At 67.2% G+C, this 17,596-nt stretch carries 17 protein-coding genes and 1 riboswitch; of the genes, 12 read left to right on the forward strand and 5 right to left on the reverse strand.

Going from position 1 to position 17,596, the window contains the following annotated elements; all coding sequences use genetic code 11:
• Positions 1 to 6 precede the first annotated feature (6 nt).
• Both BMZ19_RS19385 and BMZ19_RS19390 read right to left on the reverse strand, forming a co-directional pair.
• Positions 7 to 1,302 carry a serine/threonine protein kinase gene (locus BMZ19_RS19385; protein ID WP_090313228.1) on the reverse strand — a complete coding sequence of 432 codons (1,296 nt, stop codon included), beginning with the start codon at positions 1,300 to 1,302 and terminating at the stop codon, positions 7 to 9.
• A gap of 260 nt (positions 1,303 to 1,562) precedes the next feature.
• Entirely contained in the window at positions 1,563 to 1,907 is a 345-nt protein-coding gene (locus BMZ19_RS19390; protein WP_090313229.1) for a pilin assembly protein, read from the reverse strand.
• 129 nt (positions 1,908 to 2,036) lie between these two features.
• Between BMZ19_RS19390 and ppc the strand changes: the two genes are divergently transcribed.
• The 7 genes from ppc (at position 2,037) to BMZ19_RS19425 (ending at position 9,740) form a co-directional block, all read left to right on the forward strand.
• Complete coding sequence (gene ppc, locus BMZ19_RS19395; RefSeq protein ID WP_090313230.1) at positions 2,037 to 4,673, forward strand: phosphoenolpyruvate carboxylase; 2,637 nt, start codon at positions 2,037 to 2,039, stop codon at positions 4,671 to 4,673.
• Positions 4,674 to 4,837: 164 nt separating this feature from the next.
• Positions 4,838 to 5,485: an adenylate kinase gene (gene adk / locus BMZ19_RS19400; RefSeq protein ID WP_090313231.1), complete on the forward strand. Its 648-nt coding sequence runs from the start codon at positions 4,838 to 4,840 to the stop codon at positions 5,483 to 5,485.
• A 162-nt stretch (positions 5,486 to 5,647) separates the two neighbouring features.
• Positions 5,648 to 6,322 (forward strand): tRNA (adenosine(37)-N6)-threonylcarbamoyltransferase complex dimerization subunit type 1 TsaB, encoded by a 675-nt coding sequence (gene tsaB, locus BMZ19_RS19405; protein ID WP_090313232.1) that lies wholly within the window; start codon positions 5,648 to 5,650, stop codon positions 6,320 to 6,322.
• A gap of 1 nt (position 6,323) precedes the next feature.
• Positions 6,324 to 7,184 carry a DUF72 domain-containing protein gene (locus tag BMZ19_RS19410; protein WP_425287188.1) on the forward strand — a complete coding sequence of 287 codons (861 nt, stop codon included), beginning with the start codon at positions 6,324 to 6,326 and terminating at the stop codon, positions 7,182 to 7,184.
• A gap of 75 nt (positions 7,185 to 7,259) precedes the next feature.
• Positions 7,260 to 8,105, forward strand: a complete 846-nt coding sequence (locus BMZ19_RS19415) for a DMT family transporter (RefSeq protein WP_090313233.1) — start codon at positions 7,260 to 7,262, stop codon at positions 8,103 to 8,105.
• 61 nt (positions 8,106 to 8,166) lie between these two features.
• A complete protein-coding gene (locus BMZ19_RS19420) occupies positions 8,167 to 8,940 on the forward strand; it encodes a class I SAM-dependent methyltransferase (protein ID WP_090313234.1) in 774 nt (257 codons plus the stop codon).
• A 35-nt stretch (positions 8,941 to 8,975) separates the two neighbouring features.
• Complete coding sequence (locus BMZ19_RS19425; RefSeq protein ID WP_090313235.1) at positions 8,976 to 9,740, forward strand: NYN domain-containing protein; 765 nt, start codon at positions 8,976 to 8,978, stop codon at positions 9,738 to 9,740.
• Between the two features lies 1 nt (position 9,741).
• Here the strand turns inward: BMZ19_RS19425 and BMZ19_RS19430 are convergent, their stop codons facing one another.
• Positions 9,742 to 10,548 carry a formate/nitrite transporter family protein gene (locus BMZ19_RS19430; protein ID WP_090313236.1) on the reverse strand — a complete coding sequence of 269 codons (807 nt, stop codon included), beginning with the start codon at positions 10,546 to 10,548 and terminating at the stop codon, positions 9,742 to 9,744.
• 267 nt (positions 10,549 to 10,815) lie between these two features.
• Between BMZ19_RS19430 and BMZ19_RS19435 the strand changes: the two genes are divergently transcribed.
• Complete coding sequence (locus BMZ19_RS19435; RefSeq protein ID WP_090313237.1) at positions 10,816 to 11,142, forward strand: ComEA family DNA-binding protein; 327 nt, start codon at positions 10,816 to 10,818, stop codon at positions 11,140 to 11,142.
• A 67-nt stretch (positions 11,143 to 11,209) separates the two neighbouring features.
• Here BMZ19_RS19435 and BMZ19_RS19440 read toward each other — a convergent pair whose 3' ends face one another.
• Together BMZ19_RS19440 and BMZ19_RS19445 are read right to left on the reverse strand one after the other, a co-directional pair.
• Entirely contained in the window at positions 11,210 to 11,659 is a 450-nt protein-coding gene (locus tag BMZ19_RS19440; RefSeq protein WP_090313238.1) for a bacteriohemerythrin, read from the reverse strand.
• Between the two features lie 392 nt (positions 11,660 to 12,051).
• Positions 12,052 to 12,501 (reverse strand): bacteriohemerythrin, encoded by a 450-nt coding sequence (locus tag BMZ19_RS19445; protein WP_090313239.1) that lies wholly within the window; start codon positions 12,499 to 12,501, stop codon positions 12,052 to 12,054.
• 237 nt (positions 12,502 to 12,738) lie between these two features.
• Positions 12,739 to 12,963: riboswitch (cobalamin riboswitch) on the forward strand.
• Between the two features lie 124 nt (positions 12,964 to 13,087).
• Between BMZ19_RS19445 and btuB the strand changes: the two genes are divergently transcribed.
• The 4 genes from btuB to BMZ19_RS19465 all read left to right on the forward strand — a co-directional run bounded on the left by btuB (position 13,088) and on the right by BMZ19_RS19465 (position 17,577).
• Entirely contained in the window at positions 13,088 to 14,926 is a 1,839-nt protein-coding gene (gene btuB, locus BMZ19_RS19450) for a TonB-dependent vitamin B12 receptor (protein ID WP_090313240.1), read from the forward strand.
• 56 nt (positions 14,927 to 14,982) lie between these two features.
• The gene (locus BMZ19_RS19455; RefSeq protein ID WP_090313241.1) at positions 14,983 to 15,555 is read left to right on the forward strand and encodes a hypothetical protein; all 573 of its coding nucleotides are present in this window, start codon (positions 14,983 to 14,985) and stop codon (positions 15,553 to 15,555) included.
• Positions 15,552 to 16,169: a cob(I)yrinic acid a,c-diamide adenosyltransferase gene (gene cobO, locus BMZ19_RS19460; RefSeq protein ID WP_090313242.1), complete on the forward strand. Its 618-nt coding sequence runs from the start codon at positions 15,552 to 15,554 to the stop codon at positions 16,167 to 16,169. Before BMZ19_RS19455 ends, cobO begins: the two co-directional genes overlap by 4 nt.
• 112 nt (positions 16,170 to 16,281) lie before the next feature.
• Positions 16,282 to 17,577 (forward strand): cobyrinic acid a,c-diamide synthase CobB, encoded by a 1,296-nt coding sequence (locus BMZ19_RS19465; RefSeq protein ID WP_090313243.1) that lies wholly within the window; start codon positions 16,282 to 16,284, stop codon positions 17,575 to 17,577.
• Positions 17,578 to 17,596 lie beyond the last annotated feature (19 nt).

Below are 17,596 nucleotides of genomic sequence, written 5' to 3' on the forward strand. Positions count from 1 at the left end.
AGGGCATCAGTCACGGAAGAACTCCAGAATGGCCTGGGTGTTGACCCGGTAGTTCAGGTTGCCGCAGTGCCCGCCGAGGGGGAACAGGGTCAGACGTGCGCCAAGGGTGCGGCGCAGAAAGCCGAGGTCGCCGGGGCCGAGGATCAGGTCGTCGCGGTTGTGGAATACGCTGATCTTGTCGCTGCCGGCCAGATAGCTCTGCAGCGAGTAGAGGCTGACCTGGTCGATCAGCTGCAGCAGGCTGTTGCCGTCGCCCTGGTCGCGCCAGTAGGGCAGCAGCTGCTCGCGGATATAGCACTCGAAGTCGCAGAGCAGGGCGCGCTTGAAGAACGGCGTCAGGCTGGTGCCCTCGTCCATCGGGTAGGTCGGCGGGATGACCACCCCGCGGCGGTTGATCAGGTCCGAGGTGAAGGAGATGTCGGCGGCGGCGAAGCGGAAGGCGGCGCCGATCAGCATGGCCATTTCCTCGTCGGACAGGCGCTGTCGCGAGCTCTGGAAGTCGTAGAGCATCGCCGCGTCGATCTCCACCACGCCGCGTTCCTCGAAGTAGCGCGCCAGCTTGCCGAGCACCAGGTCGTAGAAGGTGCGGGTGTTGTCGATGCCGCGGACCTCGGTCTGCACCAGACGGTCGAGGTTGCTCACCGAGGTGAGCAGGTTGACCGGCGGGTTGATCAGTAGCACGCGGCGGAAGTTGAACGCCTGGCGGCTTTCGTCGAGATGGCTGACGAAGGCGGCATTCAGGCCGCCGAGGCTGTAGCCGGTCAGGTAGTAGTCGGTTACCGGCAGGTCGTGCTGCTGATCGCGGATCCTCTCCATGACCCGGTACATGTCGACCGCATCACGGTCGGAAATGCCCGGCGTGGCATGCCGCGAGGCGGCGGCCATGAAGTCGTAGCTGGTCGGCGATGACAGCTGCACCACGTGGTAGCCGGCCCCGTAGAACAGACGCTTGAGCTCTTCGGTCTTGATGTTGGCGAAATGCGCGCCGGTGCCGGAGATGATGAACATCAGCGGCGCAGGGCCGGACTGGCGGGCCAGGCGGTATTTCAGCGTCTTTACCGGCCAGAAGTTGTCCGGCAGTTCGCGACGTGGGCGCAGGCGCAGGCTGTAGTCGGCCTGATCGATGTCGGCATCGTCCGGCAGGCTGGGGCGCAGTTCCGGCGGGGTGGTAGCGATGGTCGCCTCGAACGGATTGGCCAGCGGGAAGCCGTAGCTTGCGGCGTCGATCTCGTTGACCGCCGCCTGGGCGCAGCCCAGCCAGAGGGTGGCGAGGAGCGCGAAGAGGCGTGAAGCAAGGGGCATGCAGTAGCAACCTTCCGCAGATCGGATTTTGGGCATGGGTGAGTCTGACCCGCAGCCTCCGGCCGAGTTGCGCTGGAGTTCGCAGGATTCGGACCGGCGGACCCGGCGCGGGTCGTGCTGGACAGTGTGTCACCTGTACCGGGAAAGGGAAGTCGCCGCGGTTTTTTCGGCAAAACGGCAGGCACACCCTTTGGCCGGAGCGGAGATATCCGGACCGGCGAAAGCCCCGTTTAGGGACTGTAACTACGTACAGCAGTTACTCAGTAGTCGCTATCCTCGTCGCGACTGTTCAGCTCATGCAGGTGCTTGCGGGCGAGGGCCAGAAAGCGCGGGGTCAGGCCGATATCCTCGTACAGCGGATCACCCTGCTCGTCGGTGGCGACCACCTTGCTGCCCTTCACATAGGGGAAGCTCCCCTCCAGCTCCTGCAACGCCACGCCGACCAGCTCGCTCAGCAGCTCCTCGGGGCGACGCTTGGGGTACATTTCGCTGAGGGCGGCCACCCGGGCGGCCGACTCCACGTCGAGCGGAATGCTGTAGATGGTCTTGCTCAGCTTGCCCTTGGCGCTGAGCTCCCATTCACTCACCAGATCGCGGATTTTCATGCATGCCTCCGGCCTTGGACTGCGGTCGGTAACGGGGATGTCTTTAGAATGAGCCTAGACTGCTCTTGGGTCTCTTGCCGCAAGGCAAGCAGTGCCGGGCAGGCAAGGGACACTGGAAGGAGAGCGAAGATGGCGGAAATCGATGCGCGCTTGCGCGAGGACGTCCACCTGCTGGGCGAGCTGCTGGGTGAGACCTTTCGCGCCGAGCGCGGCGCGGACTTTCTCGACAAGATCGAACGCATCCGCAAGGGGGCCAAGGCGGCGCGGCGCGGCTCGCCGGCCGGCGCGCAACAATTGGCGCAAACCCTCGATGCACTGGCTGAGGACGAGTTGCTGCCGGTGGCGCGGGCGTTCAACCAGTTCCTCAATCTGGCCAACATCGCCGAGCAGTACCACCGCATCCGTCGCCGCCGGCCGGACGAGCCGTTGCCGTTCGAGGAACGGGTGTTGGGCGAAGTGCTCCAGCGCCTGCAGGCCGCCGGTCACAGTTCGCAGAGTCTGGCGCAGCAGATCGCCGGTCTGGATATCGAGCTGGTGCTCACCGCCCATCCGACCGAGGTGGCGCGGCGCACCCTGATCAAGAAGTACGACGATATTGCGGCCTGTCTGGCTGCGCAGGATCATGCCGATCTGTCCGTGCGGGAGAAGGCCCAGGCGCGTCGCGAGTTACGCCGGCTGCTGGCCGAGGTCTGGCATACGGAAGAAATCCGTCGCAGCAAGCCGACCCCGGTGGATGAGGCCAAGTGGGGCTTTGCGGTGATCGAGCATTCGCTGTGGAGTGCCCTGCCGGGCTTCCTGCGCGGCGTCGACGAGCTGCTGCATGACTGCTGCGGGACCCGTCTGCCGCTGGAGGCGGCACCGATTCGCTTTGCCTCGTGGATGGGCGGCGACCGCGACGGCAACCCCAATGTCACGGCGCAGGTTAGCGCCGAGGTGTTGCTGCAGGCACGGCGAATCGCCGCCGAGCTGCACCTGCGCGACGTCGAGCGACTGATCACCGACCTGTCCATGCACCAGGCCAGCCCGGCGCTGCGCGAGCGGGCCGGCGACGCACCCGAGCCCTACCGCGCGCTGTTGCGCCAGCTGCGCACGCGTCTGTTCGCCACCCGCGACTGGGCGGCTGCAGCGTTGCAGGACGGCCAGGCCCCGGGCGCCGCGGTGCTGCACGACAACGGCGAGCTGCTCGAACCGCTGCTGCTGTGCTACGACTCGCTGGTCAGCTGCGGTCTGGGCGCGATCGCCGACGGCCCGCTGCTCGACAGCCTGCGCCGCGCCCACACCTTCGGCCTGTTCCTGGTGCGCCTGGACATCCGCCAGGATGCCGGGCGGCATGTCGCGGCGCTCGACGAAATCACCGCCTACCTCGGTGTCGGCCGCTACGCCGAATGGGACGAGACGCAGCGCCTCGAATTCCTCCAGCGCGAGCTGGACAATCCGCGCCCACTGCTGCCGGGACACTATCGGCCATCCGCCGACACCGCCGAAGTACTGGCCACCTGCCGGGTGGCGGCGCAGGCGCCGTCAGCGGCGCTGGGCTCCTACGTGATTTCCATGGCCGGTGCGCCGAGCGATGTGCTGGCGGTCGAGCTGTTGCTCAAGGAGGCCGGCCTGCAGCGGCCGCTGCGCGTGGTGCCGCTGTTCGAGACGCTGGACGACCTGGAGCACGCCGGGAGTGTGATCGATCGCCTGCTGAGCGTGCCTGGCTACCGAGCGCGCCAGGCCGGGCCGCAGGAAGTGATGATCGGCTACTCGGACTCGGCCAAGGATGCCGGTACGCTGGCAGCAGCCTGGGCGCAGTACCGCGCCCAGGAGGCGCTGGTCGAGGTCTGCGCTCGCCATGGCGTGGAGCTGCTGCTGTTTCACGGTCGCGGTGGTACCGTGGGACGTGGCGGCGGACCGGCGCATGTGGCCATCCGCTCGCAGCCGCCGGGCTCGGTGGCCGGGCGTTTTCGTGTCACCGAGCAGGGCGAGATGATCCGCTTCAAGTTCGGCCTGCCCGGCGTCGCCGAGCAGAACCTCAGTCTCTATCTGGCAGCGGTGCTGGAGGCCACTCTGTTGCCACCGCCGGCGCCGACCGCCGAATGGCGGGCGCTGATGGAGCGTCTGGCTGCCGACGGGGTGGCGGCCTATCGCGCGGTGGTGCGCGAGCATCCGCAGTTCGTCGACTACTTTCGCCAGGCCACCCCGGAGCAGGAGCTGGGACGCCTGCCGCTGGGCAGCCGCCCGGCTCGTCGGCGTACCGGCGGGGTGGAAAGCCTGCGGGCGATTCCGTGGATCTTCGCCTGGACCCAGACGCGCCTGATGCTGCCGGCCTGGCTCGGCTGGGAAACCGCGCTGGGGCGGGCGGCGGAGCGGGGCGAGATGCGTCTGCTGCACGAGATGCGCGAGCACTGGCCGTTCTTCCGGACGCGCATTGACATGCTCGAGATGGTGTTGGCCAAGGCTGATGCGGGGATCGCCCGGCTATATGACGAACGTCTGGTCGAGGAAAACCTGCGCCCGCTGGGGCAGCAGCTGCGCGACCTGTTGTCGCAGGCCGAGGGCATGGTGCTGGGGCTGACCGGCCAGGCGCAGCTGCTCGGTGGCGACTCCGTGCTGCGCGAGTCGATCAGTGTGCGCGATGCCTACCTCGACCCGCTGCACCTGCTGCAGGTCGAGCTTCTCGCCCGTTCGCGCCGGCTCGCCGAGCATGCCGAGAGCCCACTGGAGCAGGCTCTGCTGGTGAGTGTGGCGGGCATCGCCGCCGGGCTGCGCAACACCGGCTGAGCTGCCGCCAAGCGGCGTCCTGCTGTCTTGTGTCGGGCCGGGTAGCTGTGTATTTTGGTCTGCTTTTTCACCGCCCCATTTCATGCTAGGGCGCAAACAAAAATTTCGAGATTGGCCCGAAGAGGCGAATCCAAGATTTTCTACATCCTTTCTGGAGCAACAAGATGCGTGTGATTCTGCTGGGGGCACCGGGTGCCGGCAAAGGTACTCAGGCTCGCTTCATCACCGAAAAGTTCGGCATTCCGCAGATCTCCACCGGCGACATGCTGCGTGCCGCGGTCAAGGCCGAGAGCCCGCTGGGTCTGCAGGTCAAGGAAGTGATGGCCAGCGGTGGCCTGGTTTCCGACGAAATCATCATTGGCCTGATCAAGGAGCGCATCGTCGCTGACGACTGCGCCAACGGCTTCCTGTTCGACGGCTTCCCGCGCACCATCCCGCAGGCCGAAGCCCTGCGTGACGCCGGCGTGGAAATCGACCACGTGCTGGAAATCGCCGTGGAAGATGCGGAAATCATCAGCCGCATGTCCGGTCGCCGCGTGCACCCGGCGTCGGGTCGTACCTACCACCTGCAGTACAACCCGCCGAAGGTGGCCGGCAAGGATGATGAAACCGGCGAAGATCTGATCCAGCGCGAAGACGACCTGGAAGAAACCGTGCGCAAGCGCCTGGACGTGTACCACGCGCAGACCCTGCCGCTGGTCGGCTTCTATCAGGAGCTGGAAGGTGCCGCCGGCAAGCCGAAGTACTCGCGCGTCGAGGGTGTCGGCAGCGTCGAAGAGATCACCGCCAAGGTGCTCGCCGCGCTGAGCTGATTCGCTTCGTGCTGCAACCGACGGCCCGCCCTGTGCGGGCCGTCGGCGTTTCAGGGCCGGCTGCGCATGGCGTGCGGCCCGGCCGGCGGTGGCCTGCGCACGCCGCGGCGATCCACGGCTGCTACAATGCGCGCCCGTTTTCCATCGTACCGGACCTCTGTCATGACCACCCTGCTGGCCCTGGATACCGCCACCGAAGCCTGTTCCGTCGCGCTGCTGCACGAGGGGCGGGTCTACAGCCGCTATGAGGTGATCCCGCGCCTGCATGCCCAGCGCGTGCTGCCGATGGTGCAGGAAGTGCTGGCCGAGGCCGGCATCGCCCTCGGCGCCGTGGAGGCCATCGCCTTCGGCCGCGGTCCGGGCGCCTTCACCGGCGTGCGCATCGCCGTCGGCGTGGTCCAGGGCCTGGCCTTCGCCCTCGGCCGCCCGGTGCTGCCGATCTCCAACCTCGCGGTCATGGCCCAGCGCGCCCATCGCGAGCAGGGTGTCAGCCAGGTGGCCACCGCCATCGATGCGCGCATGGACGAGCTGTACTGGGGCTGCTATCGCCTCGAGGGCGGCGAAATGCGTCTGGCCGGCGTCGAGGCGGTGCTGCCGCCGGAGCAGGTCGCGCTGCCGCGCGGCGCCGAGGGCGAGTGGTTCGGCGCCGGCACCGGCTGGGCCTTCGCGGCGCGCATCCCGGTGGCGGTCGGCGGCATGGATGCCGGGCTGCTGCCGCATGCCGAGGACCTGCTGACTCTCGCCACCTTCGCCTGGGCGCGGGGCGAAGGCGTCGACGCCGAGCAGGCGCAGCCGGTGTACCTGCGTGACAACGTGGCCACCCCGAAGAAGGGCTGAAGTGGCCGTGCTGCCGTACTTTCTCGGCTGCCCGTCGTGGAACGAGCCGGCCTGGCGCGGCGAACTGTATCCGCCGGGGCTGGCCAGTCGCGATTTCCTGCCGGCATACTGCCGGGTGTTCAACGCCGTGGAAGGCAACACCACCTTCTATGCCCGGCCGGCGGCGGCGACCCTGGCGCGCTGGGCGCAACTGATGCCCGAGCACTTCCATTTCTGCGCCAAGCTGCCGCGCGACATCAGCCACGGAGGCGACCTGCGCGACAACCTCGCCGCCGCGCGCGACTTCCTCGAGCTGCTGACACCGCTGGGCGCGCGGGTCACGCCGCTGTGGCTGCAGCTGCCGGCCAGCTTCGCTCCGTCGCGCCTCGCCGAGCTGGCGGCGTTCATCGACGGCTTGCCATCCGGGCGCAGCCTGGCGGTTGAGGTTCGCCATCCGGCGTTCTTCGCCCGTGGCGAGGAGGAAAGGGCGCTCAACCGCCTGCTGCTGGCGCACGGCGTCGAGCGCATCGGTCTCGACTCGCGGGCGCTGTTCAGTTGCACCGCGCGCAGCCCGGCGGTGTTGCATGCGCAGAGCAAGAAGCCGCGGCTGCCGCCGCGCCCGGCGGCGTTCACCCAGGCGCCCCAGGTGCGCTTCATCGGCCACCCGGAACTGCAGGCCAACGATCCCTTCCTCGCCCCCTGGCTGGACAAGGTCGCCGGCTGGATCGAGGAGGGCCGCACGCCCCACGTGTTCCTGCACACCCCCGACAACCACCGCGCCCCCGAGCTGGCGCGGCGCTTTCATGCGCAGCTGATGGTGCGCCTGCCGGGGCTGCCGTCGTTGCCAGAGAGTGGCATGGGCGAGCAGCTCGGGCTGCTGTAGGGGCTGTCCCCCTCTGCCATTGCCCGGCGCTTTCACGCTACCCTCGCCACACCACCACGGACCGGAACCTCTTCCATGCCCCTGCCGCGCCTTGCGTTGCTCGTCGCCTTGGCCATGCTGGCCTTCGCCGCCAACTCGCTGCTGTGCCGCATCGCGCTGCGCGACGGGCATATCGACGCCGCCAGCTTTACCGCCCTGCGTGTGCTCGGCGGCGCGCTGGTGCTGTGGCTGATCGTTCGTGTGCGCGCCGCCCCGGCGCCGCGTGCCCTGGCCGGCAGCAACCTGTCGGCGCTGGCGCTGTTCGTCTATGCCGCCGGGTTTTCCTGGGCCTACCTGCAGCTGGCCGCGGCCACCGGAGCGCTGCTGCTGTTCGGCGCGGTGCAGGCGAGCATGATCCTCTGGGGCCTGTGGCGTGGCGAACGGCTGGCGCTGGGGCAGAGCTGCGGCCTGTTGCTGGCCTTCGGCGGCCTGGCCGTGCTGCTGTTGCCCGGCGCCAGCGCGCCGCAGCTGTTGCCGGCGCTGTCGATGCTGCTGGCCGGGGTGGCCTGGGGTGTGTATTCCCTGCGTGGCCGTGGCGTCGGCGATGCCACGGCGAACACCGCCGGCAACTTCATCCGCGCCCTGCCGCTGGCGCTCCTGCTGGGGCTGCTTGGCCTGCCGTGGGCGCGGCTGGACGGGGCCGGACTGGTGTATGCGCTGCTCTCCGGCGGCCTGGCCTCGGGCGTCGGCTATGCGCTGTGGTACGCGGTGCTGCCGGCGCTGCGCGCCACCCAGGCCGCGACGGTCCAGCTCAGCGTACCGCTGATCACCGCGCTGTTCGGCGTGCTGCTGCTCGGCGAACCCTTCGACCTGCGTCTGCTGCTGGCCTCGGCGCTGCTGCTCGGCGGGGTGGCCTGGGTGCTGCTGGGGCGTGCGCGATAGGGCGGGCCGCTGCGTTATTTGGCAAAATGGCCTCCCCACCGTCCCCAGTCCGGAAGTCCCGATGTCCGCCAGCCCTGTTCGCATCCGCGTCGAAGCCCTGAGTCCCGTCCACGAACTTGCCGCCGGGCAGTGGGCCGAGCGCCTGGGGCTTGGGGATGCGGACGAGGCCGAGTTCGCCCTGCAGCTGGGCGACGACGGTCTGCAGCTGGCCGAACTCGGCCCCGATGCGCCGGGCCCGGTACGCGTCGACTTCGTCGCAGGCGCCGCCGCCCACCGGCGGCTGTTCGGTGGCGGCAGTGGACAGATGATCGCCAAGGCCGTTGGCGTGCAACCCGGCGTGCGCCCGCAAGTGCTGGACGCCACCGCCGGTCTGGGGCGCGACGCCTTCGTGCTGGCCAGCCTGGGCTGCGCGGTCAGTCTGATCGAGCGCCAGCCGCTGATCGCCGCGCTGCTCGAGGATGGCCTGGCGCGTGCCGCCCGCGCCCCCGAGGTGGCGCCCATCGTCGCGCAGATGCGCCTGCTGACCGGCAACGCCGTGCAGATCATGGGCGACTGGCAGGGCGAGCCGCCGCAGGTGATCTACCTTGACCCGATGTTCCCGCACCGCGACAAGAGTGCGCTGGTGAAGAAGGAGATGCGCCTGTTCCGCCCCCTGGTCGGCGACGACCTCGACGCTCCGGCGTTGCTCGAGGCGGCCCTGGCCCTGGCCAGCCACCGCGTGGTGGTCAAGCGCCCGCGCAAGGCGCCGTGCATCGACGGGCCCAAGCCGTCCTACCAGCTCGAAGGCAAGTCCAGCCGCTACGACATCTACCCGAAAAAGGCCCTGAAGGGCTAGGCTGAGGCCTACGGGAACAAGGAAGGAGGCGGGATATGCAGGACGTCCGCGTAGCGCTGTTCATCGATGCCGACAACTCGCCGAGCCGCAAGATCGAGGCGATCCTCGCCGAACTGGCGGTACTTGGCATGGTTTCCATCCGCCGTGCCTACGGCAACTGGAAGAGTCCGCGGCTGGAATCCTGGGTGGCGGTGCTGCACGAGCACGCCATCCAGCCGGTCCAGCAGTTCGACCTGGTCAAGGGCAAGAACGCCACCGACATGGCCATGGCCATCGACGCCATGGACGTGCTGCACGGCAAGCCGGTCGAGGTGTTCTGCCTGGTGTCCTCGGATTGCGACTTCACTCCGCTGGTCACCCGCCTGCGCGCCGAGGGCAAGCAGGTGATCGGCTTCGGCGAGCGCAAGTCGCCGGAACCCTACGTCAACGCCTGCTCGCGTTTCGTCTTTCTGGACGACATCCCGGTCGAGGTGACCATTCAGCCGCTGAAGAGCGCCGAGGGTGCCGCCTCGGCCGGAGCGGGCGTGCCGGAGGTGGCCTGCCGGCTCACGGGGCATGAACTCAAGGGCAACAGCAAGCTGATGAGCCTGCTGCGCAATGCGGTGGCCTTCGCCGCCGACGACGAAGGCTGGGCGCATCTCAGCCTGGTCGGCGCGCGCATCGCCAACCAGGCCTCCTTCGACCCGCGCAACTACGGTTATGCGCGACTGGTGGACCTGTTCGCCGCCATCGACCTGTTCGAGATCAAGCGCGTGGGCAACCACCCGCAGGTGCGCTACAAGCGCCGCCAGCAGGTTTGAATCAGCTCGCCGGCGGGCGACGCAGGTAGGCCAGCCAGTAGACCCCGGCGACCAGCAGCGTGCCGCCGACGATGTTGCCGGCGGTGACCACGGCCAGGTTGCGCGCCGCAGCGGCCAGCGACAGGCTGCCCTGCCCATCGAGGGCCAAGCCATAGGGCAGGAAGAACCAGTTGGCGATCGAGTGCTCGAAACCGAGACTGACGAAGGCGGTGATCGGAAACAGGATGGCCAGCAAGCGATCGGTCAGGCTGTGGCCGCCCATCGCCAGCCACATGGCCAGACACACCAGCACGTTGCACAGGATGCCGCGAGCAAAGGCGGCGCCCAGCGTCAGCTCCGTCTTGCTGCGGGCGATCCCCAGCGCCGTTTCTCCCACGGCCCCGCCAGCCAGGGTGGCGCTGTCCGCCCACAGCACCAGCAGTACCGTGCCCAGGCAGCCGATGACATTGCCCAGGTAGACCAGCAGCCAGTTGCGCAGCAGTTCACGGCTGGTGATCAGTCGGCTGGCCCAGGCCATGGCCAGCAGGTTGTTGCCGGTGAACAGCTCGGCGCCGCCGATCACCACCAGTACCAGGCCGAGACAGAAGCCCAGGCCGCCGAGCAGGCGGGTGATGCCGATGCCCAGTTCGCTGCCCGTCACCACCACGGTGAACAACAGCGCGCCCAGGGAAATGAACGCCCCGGCCAGCACCGCCAGCACCAGCAGGGTCAGGCTGTCGGCACGGGCCTTGGCTACGCCCATTTCCGCGACCCGCTGGGCGATCTGCTGCGGCTGGTAGGCGTCGCTGAACAGATGTCGCATGGCCATGGGCATGCACCTTGTCGGGGAAGGGGGTATTGGGACTGTAGCTCAGCCCGTTGGCATGACGGCGGGCGGTACTTGCCGCGATGGCGTGCTTCGATTCTTTCGCTGCGGTCGACTGCGCAACTGCCAGGCGCGTCACTCAAATGCACAATCGCGCACACTTTGTAAGGTTGTAGCTTTGACATCCTGCGCGGCTGATTTAGCTTCGGTGGGCCGCCGGGAATAGCGGCGGTCCCTTCCCATCTGAATCTGACAAAGGAATTGTCGATCATGTCGAAACTGCGTCTTTCCTCCCTGCTGTTCGCACTGCTCAGTGGTTTTTCCGTGACCACCATGGCCGCCGAAGCGCCTGCCGCACCCCAGCCGGTGGTGGTGCAGGCCCAGGCCGCCGTGCCGGTGACCCGGATCGATCTGAACAGTGCCGATGCTCAGACCCTGGCCCGCGAACTCAATGGCATTGGCGAAGCCAAGGCCCGGGCGATCGTCGAGTACCGCGATGCCAAGGGGCCGTTCACCTCGGTGGATGAGCTGCTCGAGGTGAAGGGAATCGGTGCGGCCACGCTGGAGAAGAATCGCGAGCGTTTGAGTGTGAACTGAGTTTTCACCGTAAACGAAGAGGGCCGGTCATCTGACCGGCCCTCTTCGTTTACGGGGTCCGCAGCAATCAGCGGAAGAACTTGCCCAGCATGCGGGCGACGAAACCGCCCTCGATGTTGCGCTTCACGAAGGAGACATAGTGTTTGTCGTCGCGCTTGATGTGGTTGGTCAACCACAGGCCGATATCGGTGCGGATCTCCCGGGCCACGCGGAAGGTATCCTCGCCCTGGACCAGACGGTCGCTGTAGGACTTGGCGCGGGCCTTGAAGGCTTCGTGGACCTGATGATGCGGCTCCAGCATCGGGTAGCCGGCCTTCTCCATCAGGCTTTCCTCGAAGGTGTTGTGCGAGATGGCGTAATCGATCAGCGACTTGATGACGTGCTCGACTTCATCCGCATTGTGCGTCTTGATAGCGTGATCGATTTCTTCCAGATATTCGAAGATGCGCTTGTGTTGCTCGTCGATGATGTCAATGCCGGTTTCGAATTCAGTAGTCCAAGTGATGACAAAGCTCATGGCTCGATCCCTCTCGTATGAACAATGAATCTGGCTGCTGTGGTGCCCTGGATATCCGGCAGCGGGCGGACCTTTGCTGGTCGCCACGGATCAGCGGAAACTGCCTGAAGTCCCGCTCGGGCACGCACATCCTGATGGTGGTCGTGCTGGCAGGCAGCGGGTCAGCAGTACTGCGTGGCAGGCATCCGGGGTGCCCGTTTTCGCGTGGAGTGGGGTGGGGCGGCGGCAGGCCGGGGGTGGATGCGGTTCATGTAATTCGTCCTGTTATTGTTGTTTTATTGTGTTTTCTGGCTGTGGCTTTTGTTGTTTTGACTAGCAGGTGTTTCAGGGGTACGGGGGTGTTGTTTTCAGGTCTTGCTGCCTGTTGGTTCGGTGCGATGGCGCAGGGCTGATCAGCCGAAGAACTTGCCCAGCATGCGCGAGACGAAGCCGCCGTCGAGGCTCTTCTTCACGTAGGGCACGTAGTGCTTGTCGTCGCGCTTGATGTGGTTGGTCAGCCACAGGCCGATGTCGGTACGCACTTCACGGGCCAGTCGGAAGTGGTCTTCGCCGCCGGCCAGACGGGTGCCATAGGCCTGGGCGCGAGCCTTGAAGGCTTCATGGACCTGATGATGGGCGTCCAGCATCGGGTAGCCGGCCTTTTCCATCAGGCTTTCTTCGAAGGTGTTGTGCGAGATGGCGTAGTCCAGCAGGGCCTTGACCACATACTCGACTTCGGCAGTCGATTGAGCCTTGATGGCATGGTCGATTTCGGTCAGGTATTCGAAAATCCGCTTGTGTTGCTCGTCGACGATATCGATGCCGGTCTCGAACTCGGGTGACCAGGAAATGACAAAGCCCATGTAGATATACCTCGTGCAGAATATTGCATGCAGTTGCTGCGGGTGGGTCGAAAGATTCCGCGCCTTGGCTAGCGCTTGTGAATCTTTAGTAGCACGAGGCCATGCTAAAGGCCATGAGGTGTATGCGGTCTTTAGGGCGATTCGGTGTTTTTGTGACGTGCATCACGTATGTAATTTTAGGCAAGTGTTCTCTTCAGGTTATGCGAAGCGTTTGACGCATTGTCCCCGACCCTCTACCCTCGCAGCCCTGCTTCAGGTGCCCCCCAGCCAAGGCTTGGTGGGGTGAAACAGGGAAGCCGGTGCGTGTATGAAATGTCATACACAAGGCCGGCGCTGCCCCCGCAACGGTAGGCGAGTCAAGACGTCGCTATTGGCCACTGTGCTCAGGCATGGGAAGGCGCGACTTCGGGAACTTCTGTTCCACTCGCAAGCCCGGAGACCGGCCTGTCGCATCCACGGTATCGCGGAGGGCGCTACCCGTCGGGTGGGCGGCTTTCCTTGTTTATTCCGTCTGTTCGTCGTCATGTCCTCTGCATGCCTCCTGCAATCCTGATCGCGCGGGTGAGCGCGATGCAGAGAGTGAGCGATGAGCAAAGTTGTTCTGACCCCGGCAGCCATCCTGCTGTGCGGTGTATCCCCCTTTTCCCTGGCGGCCGAAGCGCTGCCGATCGAGCCGCTGCTGGTGACCGCCAGTCGCACCGCGCAGACCGCCAGCGAGTCGCTGGCGGCGGTGACGGTGATCGACCGCGCCGAGATCGAGCGCAGGCAGGCCGCCTCCGTGCCTGAACTGCTGCGCAGCGTGCCGGGGGTGTCGCTGGCTAACAACGGTGGCCCCGGCAAGAGCACCTCGCTGTTCCTGCGCGGTACCGAGTCCGACCACGTGCTGGTGCTGATCGACGGCATCAAGGTCGGTTCGGCCACCAGCGGCAGCGCCGCCTTCCAGGACCTCCCGGTGGAACTGATCGAGCGCATCGAGATCGTTCGCGGCCCGCGTTCCAGTCTGTACGGTTCGGAGGCCATCGGCGGGGTGATCCAGATCTTCACCCGCAAGGACGGCGGTGCCGGCCTGCGGCCGTTCCTCTCCCTGGGTACCGGTACCCACGACAGCCACAGCGGCAGCGCCGGACTGTCCGGTCGTGCCGGGGCGAGCTGGTTCAACCTCGGTGTCTCCGCCAGCGACACCGATGGCATCAACGTCAAGCCGCGCAGCGCCAGCGGCTACGAGGACGACAGCGACGGCTATCGCAACCTGTCCGCCTCGCTGCGCGCCGGCCATCGCTTTGCCAATGGCCTGGAGCTGGACGGCAGCTTCCTGGAGGCAAAGTCGCACAACGACTACGACTCGGTAAGCCGCCGGCGCACCGCCGGTTTTGGCGCCAACGCCGATGGCGTGCAGAAGGTCGCCGGACTGCGCGCCCGTTTCGCGCCGCTGGAGCCCTGGCAGGTGACCCTGCAGGCCGGGCGCAGCGAGGACAAGTCGGACGCCGCTCAGGACGGCGCCTTCTACTCGCGCTTCGACACCCGCCGCGACTCGCTGTCCTGGCAGAACGATGTGACCCTGGCCGCGGGCCATACCCTGGTGCTGGGCGTCGACCACCAGCACGACGAGGTCAACGGCAGCACCGCCTACGCCGAGGATTCGCGCGACAACGACGGCTACTTCGTCCAGTACCTCGGCGGTGCTGGCCGCCATGACTGGCAACTGGCGCTGCGCCGCGACGACAACCAGCAGTTCGGCGACCACGAGACCGGCAGCCTCGCCTGGGGCTATGCGCTGAGCGATGCGCTGCGCGCCTATGCCAGCTACGGCACGGCGTTCAAGGCGCCGACCTTCAACGAGCTGTACTTCCCCGACTACGGCAACCCCGAGCTGGATGCGGAAACCTCGCGCAGCCTGGAACTCGGCCTGCAGGGCCAGCCGGCCTGGGGCCACTGGCAGCTGGCCGCCTTCCGTACCCGCGTCGACGATCTGATCGCCTACGACGCCAGCATCGAGGCGCCGAACAACGTCGACCAGGCGCGCATCCGCGGTGTCGAGGCCGGCCTCGGCAGCCAGTGGCTGGGGTGGGACTGGAACGCCAACCTGACCCTGCAGGAGCCGGAAAGCCGCGGCGGCCGCTACAACGGCAACGAACTGGCGCGCCGCGCCCAGCAGATCCTCAATCTCGACGTCGACCGCGCCATCGGCCGTTTCAGCGTCGGCGCCAGCCTGCACGCCGAGGACCAGCGCTACGACGACCTGGCCAACCAGAGCGAACTCTCCGGCTATGCCAGCCTCGACCTGCGCGGCGAATACCGCCTCGATGACGAGTGGCGCCTACAGGCGCGGGTGACCAACCTGCTGGATGCCGACTACGAGACCGCCGCCGGCTACAACCAGCCGGGCCAGGCGGTGTATTTCACCGTGCGCTACCAGGCGCTCTGAACCACCGGCGCCCCGTGCGAGCGGGGCGCCGCATCCTTGCCCTCAGGAGTTCCCCCATGCTCGACCTTTCCCCCCGTAGCCGCCTGGCCATCGGCATCGCCCTGGCGCTGCTGATGGCGGTGACCCGCGGTCACCACTTCAGCGACATCAACCTGCCCAGTGCCTCCTGGGCGGTATTCTTCCTCGCTGGCGCGCTGCTGCCGGCGCGCTGGGCCTTCCCGGCGCTGTTTCTCGAGGCGGTCGCCCTCGACCTCGCCGCCGTCACCTGGGGCGGCGTGAGCAACTGGTGCGTCACCCCGGCCTACTGGCTGCTGCTGCCGGCCTACGCCGCGCTGTGGTTCGGTGGCCGCCTGTACGCACGTCTGCATCGCGACGCCTGGACTAGCCTGGGCAGCCTGCTGGCCTGCCTGCTCGCTGCCAGCTTGGTTTGCCACCTGCTGTCCAGCGGCGGCTTCTACTTCTTCTCCGGTCGCTATCCGGAGGCGAGCCTGGCCGGCTTCCTGCCGCGCATCGCCGCCTACTACCCGCAGTCGCTGCAGGCGCTGGCGCTGTATGTCGGCCTGGCCGCGCTGCTGCTGGCGGCTGCGCATGTCTTCAAGCAACTGCGTCGCGCCGAGGTGAGCCGATGAGCGCGCCGGACGAAATCGCCCGCGACGAGCGCCACAAGGCGCGCATGCAGCGCAAGAAGGCGGTGGTCGACGCCAGGATCGCCGAGGCCAGCGCCGAGCGCGGTCTGCTGCTGGTCAACAGCGGCAACGGCAAGGGCAAGAGCAGCGCCGCCTTCGGCATGCTGGCGCGCACCCTCGGTCACGGTCTCAAGGCCGGTGTGGTGCAGTTCATCAAGGGTGCGGCGAGCACCGGCGAGGAAGCCTTCTTTCGCCGCTTCCCCGACGAGGTGCGCTATTTCGTGATGGGCGAGGGCTTCACCTGGGAGACCCAGGATCGCCAGCGCGACATCGACAAGGCCGAGCAGGCCTGGGCGGTGGCCCGCGAGCTGCTGCAGGACCCGCAGATCGCCCTGGTGGTGCTCGACGAGCTGAACATCGCCCTCAAGTACGGCTACCTCAAGCTGGACACGGTGCTGGCCGACATTGCCGCGCGCCCGCCGCTGCAACACGTGGTGGTCACTGGCCGCGGTGCGCTGCCGGGGCTGATCGAGGCGGCCGACACGGTCAGCGAGATCGGCCTGGTCAAGCACGCCTTCCAGGCCGGGGTGAAGGCGCAGCGAGGCGTGGAATTCTGATGCGCCTCGCAATTGCGGCGGCAGGTGCGAATTTATTCGCGATAAACGGGTCACTCAAAGTAACCCGGTCGCACATGAGTGTGCGTCTGCCCTTGTGTGCCAGGAGGCTCCCATGAATGCTGTTTGCCACTGTCCAGCCCTGCTGATCGCCGCCCCGGCCTCCGGCCAGGGCAAGACCACCGTCACCGCCGCCCTGGCCCGCCACTATGTCAATCGGGGCCTGCGCGTGCGGGTGTTCAAGTGCGGCCCTGATTTTCTCGATCCAATGATCCTCGCCCGCGCCTGCGGTGCGCCGGTGGATGCGCTGGATCTGTGGCTGGTCGGCGAGGAGAAGTGCCGGCGGCGCCTGTGGCGGGCGGCCAACGAGTCCGACCTGATTCTCATCGAGGGCGTGATGGGCCTGTTCGACGGTACGCCCTCGGCCGCCGATCTGGCGCGCCGCTTCGGCGTGCCGGTGCTGGCGGTGATCGACGGCTCGGCGATGGCGCAGACCTTCGCTGCCATCGCCCACGGCCTGGCCAGCTACCAGAGCGATCTGCCGTTCGCCGGCGTGCTGGCCAACCGGGTCGGTAGCCCCCGCCACGGCGAGATCCTCCGCGACTGCCTGCCGGCGCATCTGCACTGGTTCGGAGCGCTGCCGCGCGATGCCGCGATCGAGTTGCCCAGCCGCCATCTCGGCCTGGTGCAGGCCGCCGAGCTGGCCGATCTCGACGCCCGCCTGGATGCCGCCGCCGCCGCGCTGGCCGAGAGTGCCGTGCTGAGTCTGCCGGAGCCGGTCGAATTCGCCGCACCGGAGCCCATCGCCTATTCACCACTGCTGCAGGGCGTGCGCATCGGTGTGGCTCGCGACGCTGCCTTTGCCTTCGTCTACCCGGCCAACCTCGAGCTGCTGAGCGCACTGGGGGCCGAGCTGATATTCTTCTCGCCGCTCGACGACCACCAGCTGCCGCAGGTCGACAGCCTGTACCTGCCGGGCGGCTACCCGGAGCTGCATCTGCAGCAACTGGCCGAAAACGTGGCGATGCGCGTGGCGATCCGTGCCCATCATGCGGCCGGCAAGCCGATCCTCGCTGAGTGCGGTGGCATGCTCTACCTGCTCGATGGCCTGACCGACCTCGACGGCCAGCGTGGCGAGTTGCTCGGCCTGCTGCCGGGCGAGGCGCGGATGCAGTCCAGGCTGGTGACCCTGGCCATGCAGGAGGTCGAGCTGGACGGCGAGCGGCTGCGCGGGCACAGCTACCACCATTCGACGATGGACTGTGCGCTGGAACCCATCGCCTACGGCGAATGCCCCAACTACCGGCGCGTCCGCGAACCGCTGTATCGCAGTGGCCGGCTGACCGCCAGCTACATCCATTTTTACCTGCCCTCGGCGCCGCGCGCGGCAGCCGCGTTGCTGCGCCCGTAACCCCTCTGGAGATCCTGCC

The organism is Pseudomonas linyingensis (assembly GCF_900109175.1).
Classification (GTDB): Bacteria; Pseudomonadota; Gammaproteobacteria; order Pseudomonadales; family Pseudomonadaceae; genus Geopseudomonas; species Geopseudomonas linyingensis.

What these genes read in the sequence shown, in the direction of transcription:
- cobO (WP_090313242.1), top strand. Translation starts at nt 15,552, where the DNA reads ATGAGCGCGCCGGACGAAATCGCCCGCGACGAGCGCCACAAGGCGCGC.
- adk (WP_090313231.1), top strand. Translation starts at nt 4,838, where the DNA reads ATGCGTGTGATTCTGCTGGGGGCACCGGGTGCCGGCAAAGGTACTCAG.
- BMZ19_RS19435 (WP_090313237.1), top strand. Translation starts at nt 10,816, where the DNA reads ATGTCGAAACTGCGTCTTTCCTCCCTGCTGTTCGCACTGCTCAGTGGT.
- BMZ19_RS19415 (WP_090313233.1), top strand. Translation starts at nt 7,260, where the DNA reads ATGCCCCTGCCGCGCCTTGCGTTGCTCGTCGCCTTGGCCATGCTGGCC.
- BMZ19_RS19440 (WP_090313238.1), bottom strand. Translation starts at nt 11,659, where the DNA reads ATGAGCTTTGTCATCACTTGGACTACTGAATTCGAAACCGGCATTGAC.
- BMZ19_RS19385 (WP_090313228.1), bottom strand. Translation starts at nt 1,302, where the DNA reads ATGCCCCTTGCTTCACGCCTCTTCGCGCTCCTCGCCACCCTCTGGCTG.
- BMZ19_RS19455 (WP_090313241.1), top strand. Translation starts at nt 14,983, where the DNA reads ATGCTCGACCTTTCCCCCCGTAGCCGCCTGGCCATCGGCATCGCCCTG.
- BMZ19_RS19420 (WP_090313234.1), top strand. Translation starts at nt 8,167, where the DNA reads ATGTCCGCCAGCCCTGTTCGCATCCGCGTCGAAGCCCTGAGTCCCGTC.
- BMZ19_RS19445 (WP_090313239.1), bottom strand. Translation starts at nt 12,501, where the DNA reads ATGGGCTTTGTCATTTCCTGGTCACCCGAGTTCGAGACCGGCATCGAT.
- BMZ19_RS19465 (WP_090313243.1), top strand. Translation starts at nt 16,282, where the DNA reads ATGAATGCTGTTTGCCACTGTCCAGCCCTGCTGATCGCCGCCCCGGCC.
- BMZ19_RS19430 (WP_090313236.1), bottom strand. Translation starts at nt 10,548, where the DNA reads ATGGCCATGCGACATCTGTTCAGCGACGCCTACCAGCCGCAGCAGATC.
- BMZ19_RS19390 (WP_090313229.1), bottom strand. Translation starts at nt 1,907, where the DNA reads ATGAAAATCCGCGATCTGGTGAGTGAATGGGAGCTCAGCGCCAAGGGC.
- BMZ19_RS19425 (WP_090313235.1), top strand. Translation starts at nt 8,976, where the DNA reads ATGCAGGACGTCCGCGTAGCGCTGTTCATCGATGCCGACAACTCGCCG.
- ppc (WP_090313230.1), top strand. Translation starts at nt 2,037, where the DNA reads ATGGCGGAAATCGATGCGCGCTTGCGCGAGGACGTCCACCTGCTGGGC.
- btuB (WP_090313240.1), top strand. Translation starts at nt 13,088, where the DNA reads ATGAGCAAAGTTGTTCTGACCCCGGCAGCCATCCTGCTGTGCGGTGTA.
- tsaB (WP_090313232.1), top strand. Translation starts at nt 5,648, where the DNA reads ATGACCACCCTGCTGGCCCTGGATACCGCCACCGAAGCCTGTTCCGTC.